This window comes from Streptomyces sp. NPDC048565 (assembly GCF_040650935.1).
Taxonomy (GTDB): Bacteria; Actinomycetota; Actinomycetes; order Streptomycetales; family Streptomycetaceae; genus Streptomyces.
In genome coordinates, this window is sequence record NZ_JBEZIH010000004.1 from 277,421 (window position 1) to 294,383 (window position 16,963).

The 16,963-nt window shown below is 69.3% G+C and carries 15 protein-coding genes; 11 read left to right on the plus strand and 4 right to left on the minus strand.

All coding sequences use genetic code 11. From position 1 onward, the window contains the following. Window positions 1-47 precede the first annotated feature (47 nt). A complete protein-coding gene (locus tag AB0C75_RS07480; RefSeq protein WP_362888011.1) occupies window positions 48-1,658 on the plus strand; it encodes an MFS transporter in 1,611 nt (536 codons plus the stop codon). Window positions 1,659-1,867: 209 nt separating this feature from the next. Continuing rightward, on the plus strand, window positions 1,868-2,296 hold the full coding sequence (locus AB0C75_RS07485; protein WP_362888012.1) for a peptidase inhibitor family I36 protein: 429 nt from the start codon (window positions 1,868-1,870) through the stop codon (window positions 2,294-2,296). Window positions 2,297-2,394: 98 nt separating this feature from the next. Here the strand turns inward: AB0C75_RS07485 and aceE are convergent, their stop codons facing one another. Further along, entirely contained in the window at window positions 2,395-5,136 is a 2,742-nt protein-coding gene (gene aceE, locus AB0C75_RS07490; protein ID WP_362888014.1) for a pyruvate dehydrogenase (acetyl-transferring), homodimeric type, read from the minus strand. A gap of 490 nt (window positions 5,137-5,626) precedes the next feature. Between aceE and AB0C75_RS07495 the strand changes: the two genes are divergently transcribed. The 6 genes from AB0C75_RS07495 (at window position 5,627) to AB0C75_RS07520 (ending at window position 10,294) form a co-directional block, all read left to right on the plus strand. After that, window positions 5,627-6,064 carry a DUF3052 domain-containing protein gene (locus AB0C75_RS07495; RefSeq protein WP_362888016.1) on the plus strand — a complete coding sequence of 146 codons (438 nt, stop codon included), beginning with the start codon at window positions 5,627-5,629 and terminating at the stop codon, window positions 6,062-6,064. A gap of 166 nt (window positions 6,065-6,230) precedes the next feature. After that, window positions 6,231-6,689, plus strand: coding sequence for a peroxiredoxin (locus tag AB0C75_RS07500; RefSeq protein ID WP_362888018.1), 459 nt, complete (start codon window positions 6,231-6,233; stop codon window positions 6,687-6,689). Window positions 6,690-6,881: 192 nt separating this feature from the next. Beyond that, the gene (locus AB0C75_RS07505) at window positions 6,882-7,457 is read left to right on the plus strand and encodes a TerD family protein (RefSeq protein WP_362888020.1); all 576 of its coding nucleotides are present in this window, start codon (window positions 6,882-6,884) and stop codon (window positions 7,455-7,457) included. Window positions 7,458-7,608: 151 nt separating this feature from the next. Continuing rightward, window positions 7,609-8,184: a TerD family protein gene (locus tag AB0C75_RS07510; protein ID WP_362888022.1), complete on the plus strand. Its 576-nt coding sequence runs from the start codon at window positions 7,609-7,611 to the stop codon at window positions 8,182-8,184. A gap of 70 nt (window positions 8,185-8,254) precedes the next feature. Then, the gene (locus AB0C75_RS07515; protein WP_362888024.1) at window positions 8,255-9,406 is read left to right on the plus strand and encodes a DUF475 domain-containing protein; all 1,152 of its coding nucleotides are present in this window, start codon (window positions 8,255-8,257) and stop codon (window positions 9,404-9,406) included. Window positions 9,407-9,559: 153 nt separating this feature from the next. Next, complete coding sequence (locus AB0C75_RS07520) at window positions 9,560-10,294, plus strand: Tellurium resistance (protein WP_362888026.1); 735 nt, start codon at window positions 9,560-9,562, stop codon at window positions 10,292-10,294. A 33-nt stretch (window positions 10,295-10,327) separates the two neighbouring features. Here AB0C75_RS07520 and AB0C75_RS07525 read toward each other — a convergent pair whose 3' ends face one another. Further along, the gene (locus tag AB0C75_RS07525; protein ID WP_362888028.1) at window positions 10,328-11,245 is read right to left on the minus strand and encodes a TerD family protein; all 918 of its coding nucleotides are present in this window, start codon (window positions 11,243-11,245) and stop codon (window positions 10,328-10,330) included. A gap of 212 nt (window positions 11,246-11,457) precedes the next feature. Between AB0C75_RS07525 and AB0C75_RS07530 the strand changes: the two genes are divergently transcribed. The 3 genes from AB0C75_RS07530 to AB0C75_RS07540 all read left to right on the plus strand — a co-directional run bounded on the left by AB0C75_RS07530 (window position 11,458) and on the right by AB0C75_RS07540 (window position 16,018). Continuing rightward, complete coding sequence (locus AB0C75_RS07530) at window positions 11,458-12,618, plus strand: HpcH/HpaI aldolase/citrate lyase family protein (protein ID WP_362888030.1); 1,161 nt, start codon at window positions 11,458-11,460, stop codon at window positions 12,616-12,618. A 65-nt stretch (window positions 12,619-12,683) separates the two neighbouring features. Further along, on the plus strand, window positions 12,684-15,155 hold the full coding sequence (locus tag AB0C75_RS07535; RefSeq protein WP_362888116.1) for a phosphoribosyltransferase: 2,472 nt from the start codon (window positions 12,684-12,686) through the stop codon (window positions 15,153-15,155). Beyond that, on the plus strand, window positions 15,152-16,018 hold the full coding sequence (locus tag AB0C75_RS07540) for an HAD family hydrolase (RefSeq protein WP_362888032.1): 867 nt from the start codon (window positions 15,152-15,154) through the stop codon (window positions 16,016-16,018). Before AB0C75_RS07535 ends, AB0C75_RS07540 begins: the two co-directional genes overlap by 4 nt. 47 nt (window positions 16,019-16,065) lie before the next feature. On the opposite strand, the gene AB0C75_RS07545 is transcribed toward AB0C75_RS07540, so the two are convergent. Continuing rightward, window positions 16,066-16,284, minus strand: a complete 219-nt coding sequence (locus AB0C75_RS07545; RefSeq protein ID WP_362888034.1) for a zinc ribbon domain-containing protein — start codon at window positions 16,282-16,284, stop codon at window positions 16,066-16,068. A gap of 23 nt (window positions 16,285-16,307) precedes the next feature. Beyond that, window positions 16,308-16,895 carry a DUF4383 domain-containing protein gene (locus AB0C75_RS07550; RefSeq protein ID WP_362888036.1) on the minus strand — a complete coding sequence of 196 codons (588 nt, stop codon included), beginning with the start codon at window positions 16,893-16,895 and terminating at the stop codon, window positions 16,308-16,310. Window positions 16,896-16,963: the final 68 nt, after the last annotated feature.

Consider the following 16,963-nt stretch of genomic DNA (forward strand, 5'->3'; position numbering starts at 1 on the left):
GTGAATTGGTTTGTCAACTGTCAGTAGCTGCCATAACGTCCTGTCGTATGACTAGTCAGACCACTGTCGACAAGGCGCCGCGGGAGCCTGAAGACGACCTTGCTCCCGCACCGGCGAAAGGGCTGCGCGGCCACCCGTGGCTGACGCTCTTCTCCGTCGCCATCGGCGTGATGATGGTGGCGCTCGACGGCACGATCGTCGCGATCGCCAACCCGGCCATCCAGAAGGACCTCGGCGCCTCGCTGGCCGACGTCCAGTGGATCACCAACGGCTACATGCTCGCCCTCGCGGTCTCGCTGATCACCGCGGGCAAGCTCGGTGACCGCTTCGGCCACCGCCAGACCTTCCTGATCGGCATCGCGGGATTCGCCGCCGCTTCGGCGGCCATCGGCCTCTCCGGCAGCGTCACCCTGGTCATCGTCTTCCGGGTGCTCCAGGGCATCTTCGGCGCACTGCTGATGCCGGCGGCGCTCGGTCTGCTGCGCGCCACCTTCCCCGCCGAGAAGCTGAACATGGCGATCGGCATCTGGGGCATGGTGATCGGCGCCTCGACCGCGGGCGGCCCCATCGTCGGCGGCCTGCTCGTGGAGCACGTCAGCTGGCAGTCCGTCTTCTTCATCAATGTGCCCGTCGGCGTGCTCGCGCTCGTCTTCGGTCTGGTGATCCTCAAGGACCACCGCGCCAAGAACGCGCCGAGGTCCTTCGACATCGGCGGCATCGTCCTGCTGTCGCTGGCCATGTTCTGCCTGATCTGGGCGCTGATCAAGGGCTCCGAGTGGGGCTGGGGCGACCCGAAGACGATCGGCTTCCTCGTCGGCGCCATCGTGCTGTTCGCCCTGTTCGCGTTCACCCAGACGAAGGTCAGGGAGCCGCTGATCCCGCTGGCCATGTTCCGTTCCGTGCCGCTGTCGGCCGGTGTGGTGCTGATGGTGCTGATGGCGTTCGCCTTCATGGGCGGTCTGTTCTTCGTCACCTTCTACCTGCAGAACGTCCACGGCATGAGCCCGGTCGACAGCGGTCTTCACCTGCTGCCGCTGACCGGAATGATGATCGTCGGCTCGCCGCTCGCCGGCGCCGCGATCACCCGGTTCGGCCCGCGTGTGCCGCTGGTCGGCGGCATGGTCTCCGTCGCCATCGCCATGTTCGGCATGTCGCAGCTGACCATCGGCACCGGCACGCTCACCATGTCGCTCTGGTTCGCGCTGCTCGGATTCGGCCTCGCACCGGTCATGGTCGGCGCCACCGAGGTCATCGTGGGCAACGCCCCGATGGAGCTCTCCGGCGTCGCGGGTGGACTCCAGCAGTCCGCCATGCAGGTCGGCGGAAGCCTCGGGACGGCCGTCCTGGGCGCTGTCATGGCGGCCAGGGTCGACGCGAAGCTCGAAGACAACTGGGCGGCCGCGAAGCTTCCGCCCACCGACCCGGCGCAGCTCGACCAGGCGTCGGCCGCCATCAAGGTCGGCATGCCGCCGGTCCCGCCCGGCACCCCGCCGGAGGTCGCGGCGAAGATCACCGGCGTCGCCCATGACACGTTCGTGTCGGGCATGAGCACCGCCTTCATGGTCGCCGGCATCGTCGCGGTGATCGCCGCCCTCGTCGCCACGCTCACCAAGCGCGGTGCGAACGCCGAGGCCGGAGCGGGCGCAGGCCACATCTGATCCCTCGATGGACACCTGGTCCCGCCCCTTCAGCTCCGGGGCCCCAGGCGTCAACACAGCGCATCCGACAGCCCCGCCGGACCCTTCCGGCGGGGCTGTCGCCTATCAGGGTGGTCCGCCGCCCGGCCCCTTTCCGGCCCGTACGCGCGCGGGTCAGAGTGCGGACATGCGAGCCGCCCGGCTCGCTCGACCACGGGGGTTGATCCACCATGCGCACGACCGTTCTCGCCGCCACCCTGGCGGCCACCGCACTCGTCCCGGCCACGGCCCCGTCCTCCGGCGCCGCACCGGCCACCCGTCACGAACCCACCGGACTCCAGCGCACCCGCAGTGCCCCGCAGGCCGCTCCTGCGGGGCTCGCGCCCTGCGGAGCGGGACAGCTCTGCCTCTGGGCGAAGCCCGACTTCACCGGGGCCAGGCAGGCCCACGAGCTGTCCACCGTGGACATCGAGAGCTGTGTCCCGCTGCCGGCCGGCGGCCGGGCCCAGGCGCTCGTCAACCGCACCGGGCGTCCCGTCACCACCTACCAGTCGGCCGAGTGCGCTGAGACCGGCGAGTTCGAGACGTACCCGGGCGGCGGCACCTGGGTGCCCAGGTCGCCGTATACCGTCCGCGCCTTCAAGATCTGGGAGAACTGAGCGACCGGCGAACGCCGGAGGGCGGCGGAGCCGTGAAGCCCCGCCGCCCTCAGGCGAACCGTGTTCCTACGCGTCGTGGTCCTCGTGCGTCGTGCTTCTTACGCGTCGCCGCCCGCCGGGCCGGGGCCCGCGGCGGCCACGTCCAGCAGCTCGTAGCGGTCGAGCGCCGTCTTCAGCGCCGAACGGTCGATCTTGCCTTCCTTCGCCAGCTCGGTCAGCACCGCCAGCACGATCGACTGCGCGTCGATGTGGAAGAAGCGGCGGGCCGCACCCCGGGTGTCGGCGAAGCCGAAGCCGTCCGCACCCAGCGACTGGTACGGGCCGGGCACCCAGCGCGCGATCTGATCGGGCACGGAACGCATCCAGTCCGAGACCGCCACGAACGGGCCGTCGGAGCCGGACAGCTTCCGCGTCACATACGGGGTGAGCTGCTCCTCCTCCGGGTGGAGGAGATTGTGCCGCTCCACCTCCACGGCCTCGCGGCGCAGCTCGTTCCAGGAGGTCGCCGACCAGACGTCCGCCTTCACGTTCCACTCGTCGGCGAGGATCCGCTGGGCCTCGACCGCCCACGGGACCGCCACACCGGACGCCATGATCTGCGCCGGGATCTGGCCCTGCTCGCCCCTGCGGTAGCGGTGCACACCCTTCAGGATGCCCTCGACATCGACGTCCTCGGGCTCGGCGGGGTGCTGGATCGGCTCGTTGTAGACGGTGAGGTAGTAGAAGACATCCTCGTTCTCCTCGGGAGACCCGCCGTACATCCTGCGCAGACCGTCCTTCACGATGTGCGCGATCTCGAACCCGAACGCCGGGTCGTAGGCGACACAGGCCGGGTTCGTCGACGCGAGCAGCTGCGAGTGGCCGTCCGCGTGCTGGAGACCCTCACCGGTCAGCGTCGTACGTCCGGCGGTCGCACCCAGCACGAAACCGCGCGCGAGCTGGTCGGCCATCTGCCAGAACTGGTCTCCCGTGCGCTGGAAACCGAACATCGAGTAGAAGACGTAGACCGGGATGAGCGGCTCGCCGTGCGTGGCGTACGCCGAACCCGCGGCGATCAGCGAGGCCGTGCAGCCGGCCTCCGAGATGCCGTCGTGCAGCATCTGGCCGGTCGGCGACTCCTTGTACGCGAGGAGGAGCTCACGGTCCACCGACTCGTACTGCTGACCGAGCGGGTTGTAGATCTTCGCACTCGGGAAGAACGCGTCCATACCGAAGGTGCGGTACTCATCGGGCGCGATCAGCACGAAGCGCTTGCCGATCTCCTTGTCCCGCATGAGGTCCTTCAGGACACGGACGAACGCCATGGTCGTGGCGATCGACTGCTGACCCGAACCCTTCTTCGCGGTCGCGTACGCCTTGTCGTCGGGGAGGGGCAGCGGCTTCGCCCGCACCACACGCGTCGGGACGTAACCGCCCAGACCCTGGCGGCGGTCGTGCATGTACTGGATCTCTTCCGAGTCCCGGCCCGGGTGGTAGTACGGCGGGTTGCCGTCCTCCAGCTGCTTGTCCGCGATCGGGATGTGCAGGCGGTCACGGAAGCGCTTGAGGTCGTCGGCCGTGAGCTTCTTCATCTGGTGGGTCGCGTTGCGGCCCTCGAAGTTCGGTCCGAGCGTCCAGCCCTTGACCGTCTGCGCCAGGATCACCGTCGGCTGGCCCTTGTGCGCCTTGGCCGCCGCATACGCCGCGAAGACCTTGCGGTGGTCGTGCCCGCCGCGGCCCAGGTGCAGGATCTGGTCGTCGGACATGTCCTTGACCATGTCGCGCAGCCGCGGGTCGTCACCGAAGAAGTGGTCGCGGATGTACGCCCCGGTCTCGGTCGCGTAGGTCTGGAACTGGCCGTCCGGGGTGGTGTTCAGCTTGTTGACCAGGATGCCCGTGCGGTCCTGGGCGAGCAGCGGGTCCCAGGTGCGGTCCCAGACCAGCTTGATGACGTTCCAGCCGGCGCCGCGGAACTGCGACTCCAGCTCCTGGATGATCTTGCCGTTGCCGCGCACCGGGCCGTCGAGGCGCTGGAGGTTGCAGTTCACCACGAAGGTGAGGTTGTCCAGGCCCTCGCGGGCGGCGATGGAGAGCTGGCCGAGCGACTCCGGCTCGTCCATCTCGCCGTCGCCGAGATAGGCCCAGACGTGCGACTTGGAGGTGTCGGCGATGCCGCGCGCCTCCATGTAGCGGTTCATCCGTGCCTGGTAGATCGCGCCGAGCGGGCCGAGGCCCATCGAGACGGTCGGGAACTCCCAGAAGTCCGGCATCGACCGCGGGTGCGGGTAGCTGGACAGCGCGTGACCCGCCTTGGACTTCTCCTGGCGGAAGCCGTCGAGCTGCTCCTCGCTCAGCCGGTCGAGCAGGAAGGCGCGGGCGTAGATGCCGGGGGAGGCGTGTCCCTGGAAGAAGATCTGGTCGCCGCCGAGGCCGTCGTCCTTGCCCCGGAAGAAGTGGTTGAAGCCCACGTCGTACAGCGAGGCGGAGGAGGCGAAGGTGGCGATGTGACCGCCGACACCGATCCCGGGACGCTGGGCGCGGGAGACCATCACCGCGGCGTTCCACCGGGTCGCGTTGAGGACCTTGCGCTCGATCTCCTCGTCGCCGGGGAAGAACGGCTCGTCCTTCGTGGCGATCGTGTTGACGTAGTCCGTGCTGCGCATCTCGGGCACGGCCACGCGCTTCTCCCGCGCGCGCTCGATGAGCCGGAGCATCAGATAGCGGGCCCGCTCACGCCCGCGCTCGTCGACGGCGGCGTCGAGGGAGTCGAGCCATTCCTGGGTCTCTTCAGGATCGAAGTCCGGGACCTGGCTCGGAAGGCCGCCAATGATGATCGGGTTGCGATCGGATGCGGAAGCCACGCTGTTCCTTCGCTGTTCGGTGCTGCTCTTCGCTGCTTGGTTGCGGGGAACGTACCCCGGTGTGGCGGCTGTACGCCGCCTCCATCGTGTACCGCGCGTACCCAAACGTCATCTCTACCGTGGGGTAACGCAAGGTTCCCGGACGCCGTGTCCGGGCACGAGTACCAGCGGCGCGAGGGCGGTCCTGCCCAAACCGCAACCATACGCTCAACCCGGCCAAGCGTTCCCAAAGCCCGTTCGAATCCGAATGTCGGAGCGAAACGGCATAAGCTGATGAAGGACGCTGGTCGGTCCAAAGGGTCCGGACACCATTTCCGGCCCCGCAGGAGACATGCCGGACGTTGCGGCGACGTGGCAGGGAACGTCACCGTTTAGGCGGTCTCGGACGCCGGGTACTTGCGCGATTCGCCGAGCCCGTGTGGACTACGGCCAATGCCCCGCGCACGCGCGTGGCTGAAGCATTTTCCGAAACATGATCAGGAGGCAACCCGTGAGCGCGACCGCGGACCACGCGGAGGAACGGACCAACACGGCCGTAAGGCTTGGGTTCGAACCCGGACAGGTGGTCCAGGAGATCGGCTACGACGACGACGTCGAGCAGGAGCTCCGTGAGGGCATTGAGGCCACAATCGGCCAGGAACTCGTCGACGAGGACTACGACGACGTCGCTGACGTCGTCCTGCTCTGGTTCCGCGACGAGGACGGCGACCTTACGGACGCGCTGGTGGATGCCATTGGTCTGATCGAGGACGGCGGGGCGGTCTGGCTGCTGACGCCCAAGACAGGCCGCGACGGATACGTCGAGCCGAGCGACATCAACGAGGCTGCCCAGACAGCTGGTCTTGCCCAGACCAAGAGCATCAACGCGGGCAAGGACTGGACGGGCAGCCGTCTGGTCACCCCCAAGGGGGCCCCGGCCAAGCGCTGAGCTCTTTACATCACGACCCGGGCCCCCGACGGCATCCTGCCGGCGGGGGCCTTCGTATGCGCCGGCGCGGGCCTGCCCGGGGCCTCCGGGCGGCGCTGCGTAGGGTGGGTGTCACCCGGACGGCCCAGGCCGGGGAAGTGTGACGTTCGTGAAGGGATGCGTGTACATGGCGATCGAGGTCGGCACCAAGGCTCCGGATTTCGAGCTCAAGGACAACCACGGACGCACCGTGAAGCTCTCTGACCTCCGTGGTGAGAAGAACGTGGTGCTGCTCTTCTACCCCTTCGCCTTCACCGGTGTCTGCACGGGAGAGCTCTGCGCGCTCCGCGACGAGCTGCCCAGGTTCGAGAACGACGACACCCAGCTGCTCGCCGTCTCCAACGACTCCATCCACACCCTGCGTGTCTTCGCCGAGCAGGAGGGCCTGGAGTACCCGCTGCTCTCGGACTTCTGGCCGCACGGCGAGACCTCGCGGGCGTACGGCGTCTTCGACGAGGACAAGGGCTGCGCGGTGCGCGGCACGTTCATCATCGACAAGGAGGGCGTGGTCCGCTGGACCGTCGTCAACGGGCTGCCGGACGCGCGCGACCTGAACGACTACATCAAGGCGCTCGACTCGATCTGATCCGGTGGGATCCGGTGGGATCGGGCAGGTCCGGGGTTTGCGAACCACCGGATCCGGGGATCTCCTGGCGGCGACCGGCCAAAAGCCTGTTTTGGCCGGGAACCGGTCACTAGGATCCAAACGTTGATCCTATGCCAACGCACGACGGGGGCGCTGGTGTCTGCCGGCCCTCTCAAAACTTTTGGAGGACTCGTGGGAGTCAGCCTCAGCAAGGGCGGCAACGTCTCGCTGACCAAGGCCGCACCGAACCTGACGGCGGTCATCGTCGGTCTGGGCTGGGATGCCCGGACGACTACCGGCGGTGACTTCGACCTCGACGCCAGCGCGCTGCTGACGAACGCCGAGGGCAAGGTCGGCAGTGACGGGAATTTCGTCTTCTTCAACAACCTCAAGAGCCCCGACGGCTCGGTCGAGCACACCGGTGACAACCTCACCGGTGAGGGCGAGGGCGACGACGAGGTCATCAAGGTCAACCTGGCCGGCGTCCCGGCCGACGTCGACAAGATCGTCTTCCCGGTCTCGATCTACGAGGCCGAGGGACGCCAGCAGAGCTTCGGCCAGGTGCGCAACGCGTACATCCGCGTGGTGAACGAGGCGGACAACAGCGAGCTCGCCCGCTACGACCTGAGTGAGGACGCCTCGACGGAGACCGCCATGGTCTTCGGCGAGCTCTACCGCAACGGCGCGGAGTGGAAGTTCCGTGCCATCGGCCAGGGGTACGCCTCCGGTCTGCGCGGCATCGCGCAGGACTTCGGCGTCAACGTCTGAGCCGGTCCGGGGGACCCCCCGGACACTCTCAGCTCCACCGCGTCCGGCGTCGCACCCTGTGCGGCGCCGGACGCGCTCGGCAGGGCACCCCGCGTCCATCGGCGCCGCTGCCGGGCCGAACGACCGTCCATCGACTCGGGGAGGACACACCATGGGCGTCACGCTCGCCAAGGGAGGCAATGTCTCCCTCTCCAAGGCCGCACCCAATCTCACTCAGGTGCTGGTCGGGCTCGGCTGGGACGCACGATCCACGACCGGAGCCGACTTCGACCTCGACGCCAGCGCGCTGCTGTGCCAGTCGGGCCGGGTGCTCGGCGACGAGTGGTTCGTGTTCTACAACAACCTCACCAGCCCGGACGGCTCCGTCGAGCACACCGGCGACAACCTCACGGGCGAGGGGGATGGCGACGACGAGTCCGTCATCGTGAACCTCACGCAGGTGCCGGCGCACTGCGACAAGATCGTTTTCCCGGTCTCGATCCATGAGGCCGACAACCGCGGTCAGACCTTCGGCCAGGTGGCCAATGCCTTCATCCGGGTGGTGAACCAGGCGGACGGCCAGGAGCTGGCGCGGTACGACCTCAGTGAGGACGCGTCCACGGAGACCGCGATGATCTTCGGTGAGCTCTACCGCTATGGCGGTGAGTGGAAATTCCGTGCAGTCGGGCAGGGGTACGCGTCAGGGCTCCGGGGCATCGCTCTAGACTTCGGGGTCAACGTTTCGTAAAGCCGCGCTCGGCGCGGGGGAGCCCCGTACTCAGTCGGGGGAGACCCGTACATACACAATGGGGTAGCCAGTGCTTCTGAAAACCTTCGGCTGGTCGTTCGCGGTTACCGCGGTCGGCCTGGTCGCAGCGGTGCTCTACGGGGGGTGGCAGGCATTCGGCATCGTCGCGATCCTGTCGATCCTGGAGATCTCGCTGTCCTTCGACAACGCGGTGATCAACGCCGGGATCCTGAAGAAGATGAGTGCCTTCTGGCAGAAGATCTTCCTCACCGTCGGCGTGCTCATCGCGGTCTTCGGCATGCGGCTGGTGTTCCCCGTCGTGATCGTGGCCATCAGCGCCCAGCTGGGTCCGATCGAGGCCATCGACCTCTCGTTCAACGACCCTGACAGGTACAAGGAACTGGTGACGGACGCCCATCCGTCGATCGCCGCCTTCGGTGGCATGTTCCTGCTCATGATCTTCCTCGACTTCATCTTCGAGGACCGTGACATCCAGTGGCTGCGCTGGATCGAGCGTCCGCTCGCCAAGCTCGGCAAGATCGACATGCTGTCGGTCTGCGTTGCGCTGATCGTCCTGCTGATCTCGGCCATGACGTTCGCCACTCACGCACACCAGCACGGTGGCGCGCACGCCGACAAGGCGTCGACCGTCATGCTCTCCGGTATCGCGGGTCTGATCACCTATCTCGTGGTCGGCGGTCTCTCCGGATTCTTCGAGAACAAGCTCGAAGAGGAGGAGGAGCGCGAGCACGAGGCCGAGGAAGAGGCCAAGAAGTCCGGGAAGTCGGTCTCCTCGGTGGTCCTCGCGGGCAAGGCCGCGTTCTTCATGTTCCTCTACCTCGAGGTACTCGACGCGTCCTTCTCGTTCGACGGCGTCATCGGCGCCTTCGCCATCACCAACGAGATCGTCCTGATGGCCCTCGGCCTCGGTATCGGCGCCATGTACGTCCGTTCGCTCACCGTGTACCTGGTCCGCCAGGGCACCCTGGACGACTACGTCTACCTGGAGCACGGCGCGCACTACGCGATCGGCGCCCTGTCGATCATCCTGCTCGTCACCATCCAGTACGAGATCCACGAGCTGATCACCGGTTCCGTCGGGGTCATCCTGATCGCCTGGTCCTTCTGGTCCTCCGTGCGGCGCAACAAGGCCATCGCGGCGGCAGGCGGCGAGGGCGGCGGCGGCTCCGATTCCAAGGCAGAAGTGTCCTCCGGGGTGTGACCCGGTAGGGATTGCGGAACGCTCTCTCTGCGGGGCGGCCCACGGTGGCGGTTCTCCGGGAACACCCGGACCCGGCCCGACGGCTGCCCCGCAGTGACGTGTGGGCCGTATGTGCGGGGCCGGACGGTACTACCGATACGTGTGGGGGTTGGGATGGCCTTCTGGGACGGCCTGTTTCCGCGGCGGGCGACGCAGTTCGAGTCGGGTAACTCCGCGACGAGCTCGATCGTGCTCTCCAAGCGCAACGCGACGGTCTCGCTGACCAAGCAGGGCGCGCTGTCAGGCAATCTGCGCGTCAACCTGTCGTGGCGGATGCGGACTTCGGACATCGGCGGACGGCCGCAGCAGAGCGGCCGGCTGCTGCGGCCGATGAAGCTCTTCAAGCCGGACGTGGTCCAGGCGCACACCCAGGGCATGGTCAACGTCGACCTGGACCTGGGCTGCATGTACGAGCTGTCGGACGGCACGAAGGGCGTCGTACAGCCCCTCGGTAACCTCATAGGCGACCTGAACGCGCCGCCGTACATCAGGCTCAGCGGCGACGACCGGTTCGGGGCGCCGTCGGGCGAGACCGTCTATGTGAACCTCGACAAGCACGAGGAGATCAAGCGGCTGCTGTTCTTCGTGTACATCTACGACCAGACCCCGGCCTTCGACCGTACGCACGCCAAGGTGACGCTCTATCCGGGCAACGGCCCGCGCATCGAGATCGACCTGGACGAGCACGCCCCGGAGGCCCGCTCCTGCGCCGTTTTCACGGTGGAGAACGTCAAGGGCGAGCTGATCGTGCGCCGTGAGGTGAAGTTCGTGTACGGCTTCCAGTCCGAGCTCGACCGAATGTACGGCTTCGGCATGCAGTGGGGACGCGGCTACAAGACACGGGCCTGAGTGCGCACCGTGGGGGGCGAACCTGCCCCCGGTTCACGACCGGATGAACTGCGGGCCCTGCGGCGGGAGTACGAAAGCCGGGTCGGCGGCATGCGCCGCAGCCGCTGCCGGCTGCGGATAGCCGTACGCGGGCTGGGCCGGGGCGGCCTGTGGGTAGCCGTAGGCGGGCTGAGGGGACACGGCGGGCTGCTGGGGGTAGCCGTAGGCCGGCTGGGGCGCCACCGGCGGCTGTGGGTAGCCGTACGCGGGCTGCTGGTGCTGGATCGTGGCCTGCGAGTCGGGCGAGGGCTGCTGGTTCCGGTCGGCGGCCTGCGGCTCGGCCTCCGGCGCCGGCGGGAAGGACGCGGACGGGTCGGGGGCGCCGGGCACGGCCGCGGGGCCGGGCTCGGAGGCCGCCTCGGCCTCGTCCACCGAGATCCCGAAGGCGGTGGCCAGTCCGACAAGGCCCGTCGGGTAGCCCTGCCCCACGGCGCGGAACTTCCAGCCGTCACCGCGCCGGTACAGCTCACCGCAGATGACGGCGGTCTCCTCGCCGGTCTCCGCCCGCACATCGAACACCGCGAGCGGCTCGCCGTCGGCGGAAGCCGCGTCGTACAGCGATATCCGCAGGTCCGTCACGTGCTCGAACGCCGCCTCGTCGCAGGAAGCCGCGATGACCACCCGCTCCACGGAGGGGTCGAGCGAGGAGAGATCCGCCTCGATCGTGTCCGTGAGCCCCTCGGGGGCACTGCGCTTGGGCAGCCGCCGCACGAGGCCCGAAGGGTGCCGCGGCTGGTTGTAGAAGACGAAGTCCTCGTCGGAACGCACCTGTCCGGAAGGGCCGATCAGCAGCGCGGAGGCGTCCACATCCGGGACCCCGGCACCCGGAGTCCAGCGCAGCACGGCCCGCACGGCCGTGGCGTCGAGGGGGACGTTCGATCCCTTCAGCATCGCGTGCGTCATGGCGATCATCCTGCCTGCTGGGTGGGGATCCGGGCAACGCGGGGGTACGAAACAGTAGGCCAGGAGCTGTTCACGAGGGGCACGCAGGCGCGCCGCGCGGGGTGTGAGATACGCGGGGGACACCTCGAGTTCATAGGGACGGGGAACCAGCGACACCTGTCCGAACGTATTATTACCGGCCACATGTATGTCCGGTCCACAAGGCAGTACGGGGGAATCACATGCGTCATTTCGGGCACATCTCGCCCGCTGTCCGGGAGGCTCTGTTCTTCAGGGAGCCGCGTGAATTCGACGCGGGTTCCCCCTCCCGCATGCTGTCCGCGGCCCTGGGAGCCACGCTCTACAGCCCCGCGACCCGGCCCAGGCTGGCCGACGACGTGATCAGGCAGAGCGGGCGTGGAGTCGTCTCCATGGTGCTCTGCCTGGAGGATTCCATCGACGACGCCGAAGTGGTCGGCGCGGAGGCCAACCTGGTCCGGCAGTTCGCCGACATCGAGGCGCGTGACGCCGATGTGCCGCTGCTCTTCATCAGGGTCCGCGAGCCCGAGCAGATTCTGGACCTCGTACGGCGGCTGGGAAGCTCCGTCCGATTGTTGTCCGGATTCGTACTTCCGAAATTCACGGAAGAGCGGGGCGAGCTCTTCATGGAGGCGCTCACAGCGGCCGAAGCGGAGAGCGGGCACCGGCTGTTCGCGATGCCGGTCCTCGAATCGCCCGAACTGCTGCACCTGGAGACCAGAGGCGAAACCCTGCGGGGGATAGCCCGCACCGTCGACAAGTACCGCGAGCGGGTCCTGGCGCTGCGGCTCGGTGTGACCGACTTCTGCTCCGCCTACGGTCTGCGCCGGGCCCCCGACATGACGGCGTACGACGTCCAGATCGTCGGTGCGGTCATCGGCGACGTCGTCAACGTGCTGGGCCGGGCGGACGGCACCGGCTTCACCATCACCGGGCCCGTATGGGAGTACTTCCGGCTCCAGGAGCGGATGTTCAAGCCCCAGCTGCGCCGCAGCCCCTTCATGGGAGAGGCCGAGGAGCTGCGCAACGCGCTCATCGAGCACGACCTCGACGGGCTGCTGCGCGAGATCGAGCTCGACCGGGCCAACGGGCTGCTCGGCAAGACCTGCATCCACCCGTCGCACGTGGCGCCCGTGCACGCGCTGTCGGTCGTCAGCCACGAGGAGTACTGCGACGCGCAGGACATCCTGCGGCCCGAGCGGGGCGGCGGCGGGGTGCTGCGCTCGGCCTACACGAACAAGATGAACGAAGTGAAGCCCCACCGAGCCTGGGCCGAGCGGACCCTCCAGCGGGCCGAGGTCTTCGGCGTGGCCCGCGAGGAGGTCGGCTTCGTGGACCTGCTGGCCGCCGGCGTGGCGGCCTGAGCGTGGACACGGCGGACACGGACGGGTACGGGCGGGCGAACGAGTGGATACGGGAAGAAGAGGCAGTGGACGAAGCGGTGAGCGACGTGGAGTGGTCGGGCGACTGGGTCGCGGAACGGCTCGGGGTCGAGCTCGTCGGCGACGGTGAGCTCCGGGAGCTGCTGGGCCTCGCCCTGCGCCGCAACCCGAAGCGGGCCCATCTGCTCGTCTCGAACGTCCTGGGCAAGCACGTGCCGCAGCGGCCCTCCGTCGTCCACGGCGTCGGCTTCGAACTCGGCGAGCGGGTACGCGACCTGCTGGGCGAGGAGGAGGCCCGCCGCGCGGTCGTCCTCGGATACGCCGAGACGGCGACAGGGCTCGGCCACGCCGTCGCGGACGGGCTCGGGGTGGCCCCGTACCTCCACTCGACCCGGCGCCCCGTCACCGGCGTCGCACAGGCGGGCGGCTTCGAGGAGGCGCACTCGCACGCCACCTCCCACCTGCTGCTGCCCGAGGACCCGGACCTGCTGAACGCCACCGCCCAGGGGTCGCCGCTGGTCCTGGTCGACGACGAGTTCTCCACCGGCAACACCGTGCTCAACACCATCCGGGCCCTCCACGCCCGCTACCCCAGGGACCGGTACGTCATCGTCGCCCTGGTGGACATGCGCTCCGAGGCCGACCGGGGGCGGCTCGCCGAGTTCGCCGGCGAGATCGGTGCCCGCGTCGACCTGGTGGCCCGCGCCCGGGGCACCGTGCGGCTGCCGGACGGGGTCCTGGAGAAGGGCCGGGGCCTGGTGGCCGAGCACGAGGCGGCTCACGGGCAGGACGCGGTGAGTGGGTCTCTCGCGGTGAGTGAGCCCGCCATGCCACGGCCCGCCCCCCTCCGCGTCGCCCTGGACTGGCCGGCCGGTGTGCCCGACGGCGGACGGCACGGCTTCACGCCGGTCCAGCGCGCGGCCCTCGAAGCCGCCCTCCCCGCCATGGCCGCCCGCCTCGCCGGCGCCCTCGGCGACGCCCGCAGGGTGCTCGTCCTCGGCTTCGAGGAGCTGATGTACGCACCCCTGCGGCTCGGCACCGCCCTGGAGGACGCCACCACGGCCGATGTCCGCTACTCCACCACCACCCGCTCGCCCGTGCTCGCCGTCGACGACCCGGGCTACGCGATACGCAGCCGCCTCGTCTTCCCCGCCCACGACGAACCCGCCGACGGACCGGGCGACCGGTACGCCTACAACGTCGCGGGAGCGGGCTTCGACGCCGTCGTCGCCGTCGTCGACTCCACCGCCGACACCCCCGCCCTGCACGCCCCCGACGGACTGCTGGCCCGGCTGGCCGAGCACACCGGCCAGGTGCTGCTCGCGGTCGTCCCCTCGTACGTCCCCCCGCCGCCCCACGACTGGCAGGAAGCCGCCATGCTGCCCGAACCCCTCCGGGGACCCGCCTTCTCCTCCTACGCGGCGGACGACGTCGGCTGGCTGCTCCAGGACCTCTCGGACACGGCCCTGGAGGCCCCCACCGAGGAGCGCGAGGAGGCGATCCAGAGCGGCGGCGCCCACTACGCGGAATCGCTGCCCGTCGAGTACCAGCCCAGCACGCAGTACCAGGAGCTCTTCAAGGCCGCCCTGGACACCTCGGCGTCCCGGATCGCGCGGGCCGTCGGCACCGTCACCGAGACCGTACTCGCCGAACGCGGACCCCGGCCCGTGCTGGTCTCCCTGGCCCGCGCGGGTACCCCGGTCGGCGTCCTGATGCGCCGCTGGGCCCAGCACCGCCACGGCCTGGACCTGCCGCACTACGCGGTCTCCATCGTCCGCGGCCGCGGAATCGACGCCAACGCCCTGCGCTGGCTGGCCGCCCACCACGACCCCGCGGATGTCGTCTTCGTCGACGGCTGGACGGGGAAGGGCGCCATCACCCGCGAACTCGCGGCGGCACTGGAGGACTTCGGGGGGTTCAACCCGGAGATCGCCGTACTGGCCGACCCGGGCGGCTGCGTACGCACGTACGGCACGCGCGAGGACTTCCTCATCCCGTCCGCCTGCCTCAACTCCACCGTGTCCGGGCTGATCTCCCGTACGGTCCTGCGCTCCGACCTGGTCGGCCCGGACGACTTCCACGGCGCGAAGTTCTACCGAGAACTCGCGGACGCCGATGTCTCAGGACTGTTCCTCGACACGGTCGCCGCCCGCTTCGACGAGGTCGCCGGAGCCGTGGACGCCGAGGCGAAGGAACTGCTCGCCGCGGACCGCGCCCCCACCTGGGAGGGCTGGGCCGCCGTCGAACGCATCAGTGAGGAGTACGGCATCCACGACGTGAACCTGGTCAAGCCCGGCGTCGGCGAGACCACCCGGGTGCTGCTGCGCCGCGTTCCCTGGAAGATCCTGGCCAAGCGGGGAGCCGGCGCCGACCTCGACCACGTACGGCTGCTGGCCGAGCAGCGTGGGGTCCCGGTCGAGGAGGTCCGGGAACTCCCGTACACCTGCGTCGGGTTGATCCACCCCAAGTACACGCGCGGCGCCACGGGCGTCGACGGCACGGCGGTGACGGCGAAGTGAGCGAAACGGTGAACGCCCCCGGGAGCACGCCCGAGAACACCCCCGTGACGCTGGTGGCCAGTGATCTCGACCGCACCCTCATCTACTCGGCGGCGTCCCTCCAGCTGTCCATGCCCGACGCGCAGGCCCCGCGCCTGCTCTGCGTGGAGGTCTACGGCGGTGCGCCCCTCTGCTACATGACGGAGACCGCCGCCGCGCTGCTCGACGAACTGGCCCGCACCACGGTGTTCGTCCCGACCACCACCCGGACCCGGGAGCAGTACGGCCGCATCCACCTGCCAGGACCCGCCTCCCGGTACGCCATCTGTGCCAACGGTGGACACCTCCTGGTCGACGGCGTCTCCGACCCCGACTGGCAGGACCACGTGGCACGCCGGATCGCCGGCGAGTGCGCCTCACTCGCCGAGGTCCGCGCCCACCTCAAGGCGAAGGGCGACCCCTCCTGGCTGCTCAAGGAACGCGTCGCCGAGGACCTCTTCGCCTACCTCGTCGTCGACCGCGCCGCCCTCCCCGAGGGCTGGGTCAAGGAGCTGACGGCCTGGGCCGACCCCAGGGGATGGACCGTCTCGCTCCAGGGCCGGAAGATCTACGTCGTACCCAAGCCGCTCACCAAGAGCGCCGCGATGCGGGAGGTGGCCCGCCGCAGCGGTGCCACGCTGACGCTCGCCGCCGGTGACTCGCTCCTGGACGCCGACCTGCTGCTCGCCGCGGACCGGGCCTGGCGCCCGGGTCACGGCGAGCTCGCCGACTGCGGCTGGGGCGCGCCCAACACCGAGGTGCTCCGGGAGCGGGGCGGCGCCGCGGGCGAGGAGATCCTGCGCCGCTTCCTGCGCGCCGCCGACCCTGTGCGGGCGGGTCGCTGAGCACACGCGGGCGAGCCGCAGGAGCAGCGACAGAGCGTGCGGTGGGGTCAGCCGCAGCAGCCTCCGCCGCAGCAACCGCCGCCGCCCGCGGGGGCGGCGGCCGGAGCGGCGGAGGAGCCCGAGCCGCCCACGGCCACGGTGGAGAGCAGCTTCACGGTGTCCTCGTGCCCGGAGGGGCAGGAGGCGGGATCGGATGACTCGGCCATCGGGCGGCTGAGTTCGAACGTCTCGCCGCAGGGGCGGCAGCGGTACTCGTAACGAGGCATGGCCCCAGATTAGAGCCTCTCGATCAGAGTCCCTCGCCCTTCGCGACACCGGGCATCGGGGCGCGCGGCCGGCGCTGCTCCCTGGCGACCTGCTCGGGGTGGCGGGCCCGCCAGTACGGGTTGTCGTGGGGCAGGGCGCCGCTGACTCTTCCGTACATGCCGAACATCATCAGCAGCAGCCCGACCACGAAGCTGAACAGCACGTTCTGCATGTGGAAGGCCAGGAAATTCATGCTGCTGTCCAGCACGGCCAGATTCACGAACCCACTGAGGACGAAGGCGACCCCCAGGACCATGTTCAGGGTCGAGGCGAAGTTCCCGCCGACGACCATGCCGGCGAAGAGCAGCAGCCCGACACAGATGGACAGGACGCTCAGCGTGCCGTTGGTGTTGAGGCCCGCCACCGTGTCGCCGCCGGTGTCGAAGTAGCCGATACGGTCGATGAGCCCCAGGATGCCGAAGGCGACGAGCAGCAGGCCCATCAGGCCCGCGCCGACCCGGTAGACGCGGCTGAGGCGGTGGTCCACGGGCAGTTGTTCGTCCAGGAGGGCCGTTCCGCGACGGGCGGGCCCGCCGTGACGGCGCGGGGGATGCAGGATGTGTGTGACCATGACGGCCTCCTTCGGCCGCGTACCGGCCAGGGGCACCTCGGCGGATCGGCGGGATGCGGAAGCCGCCG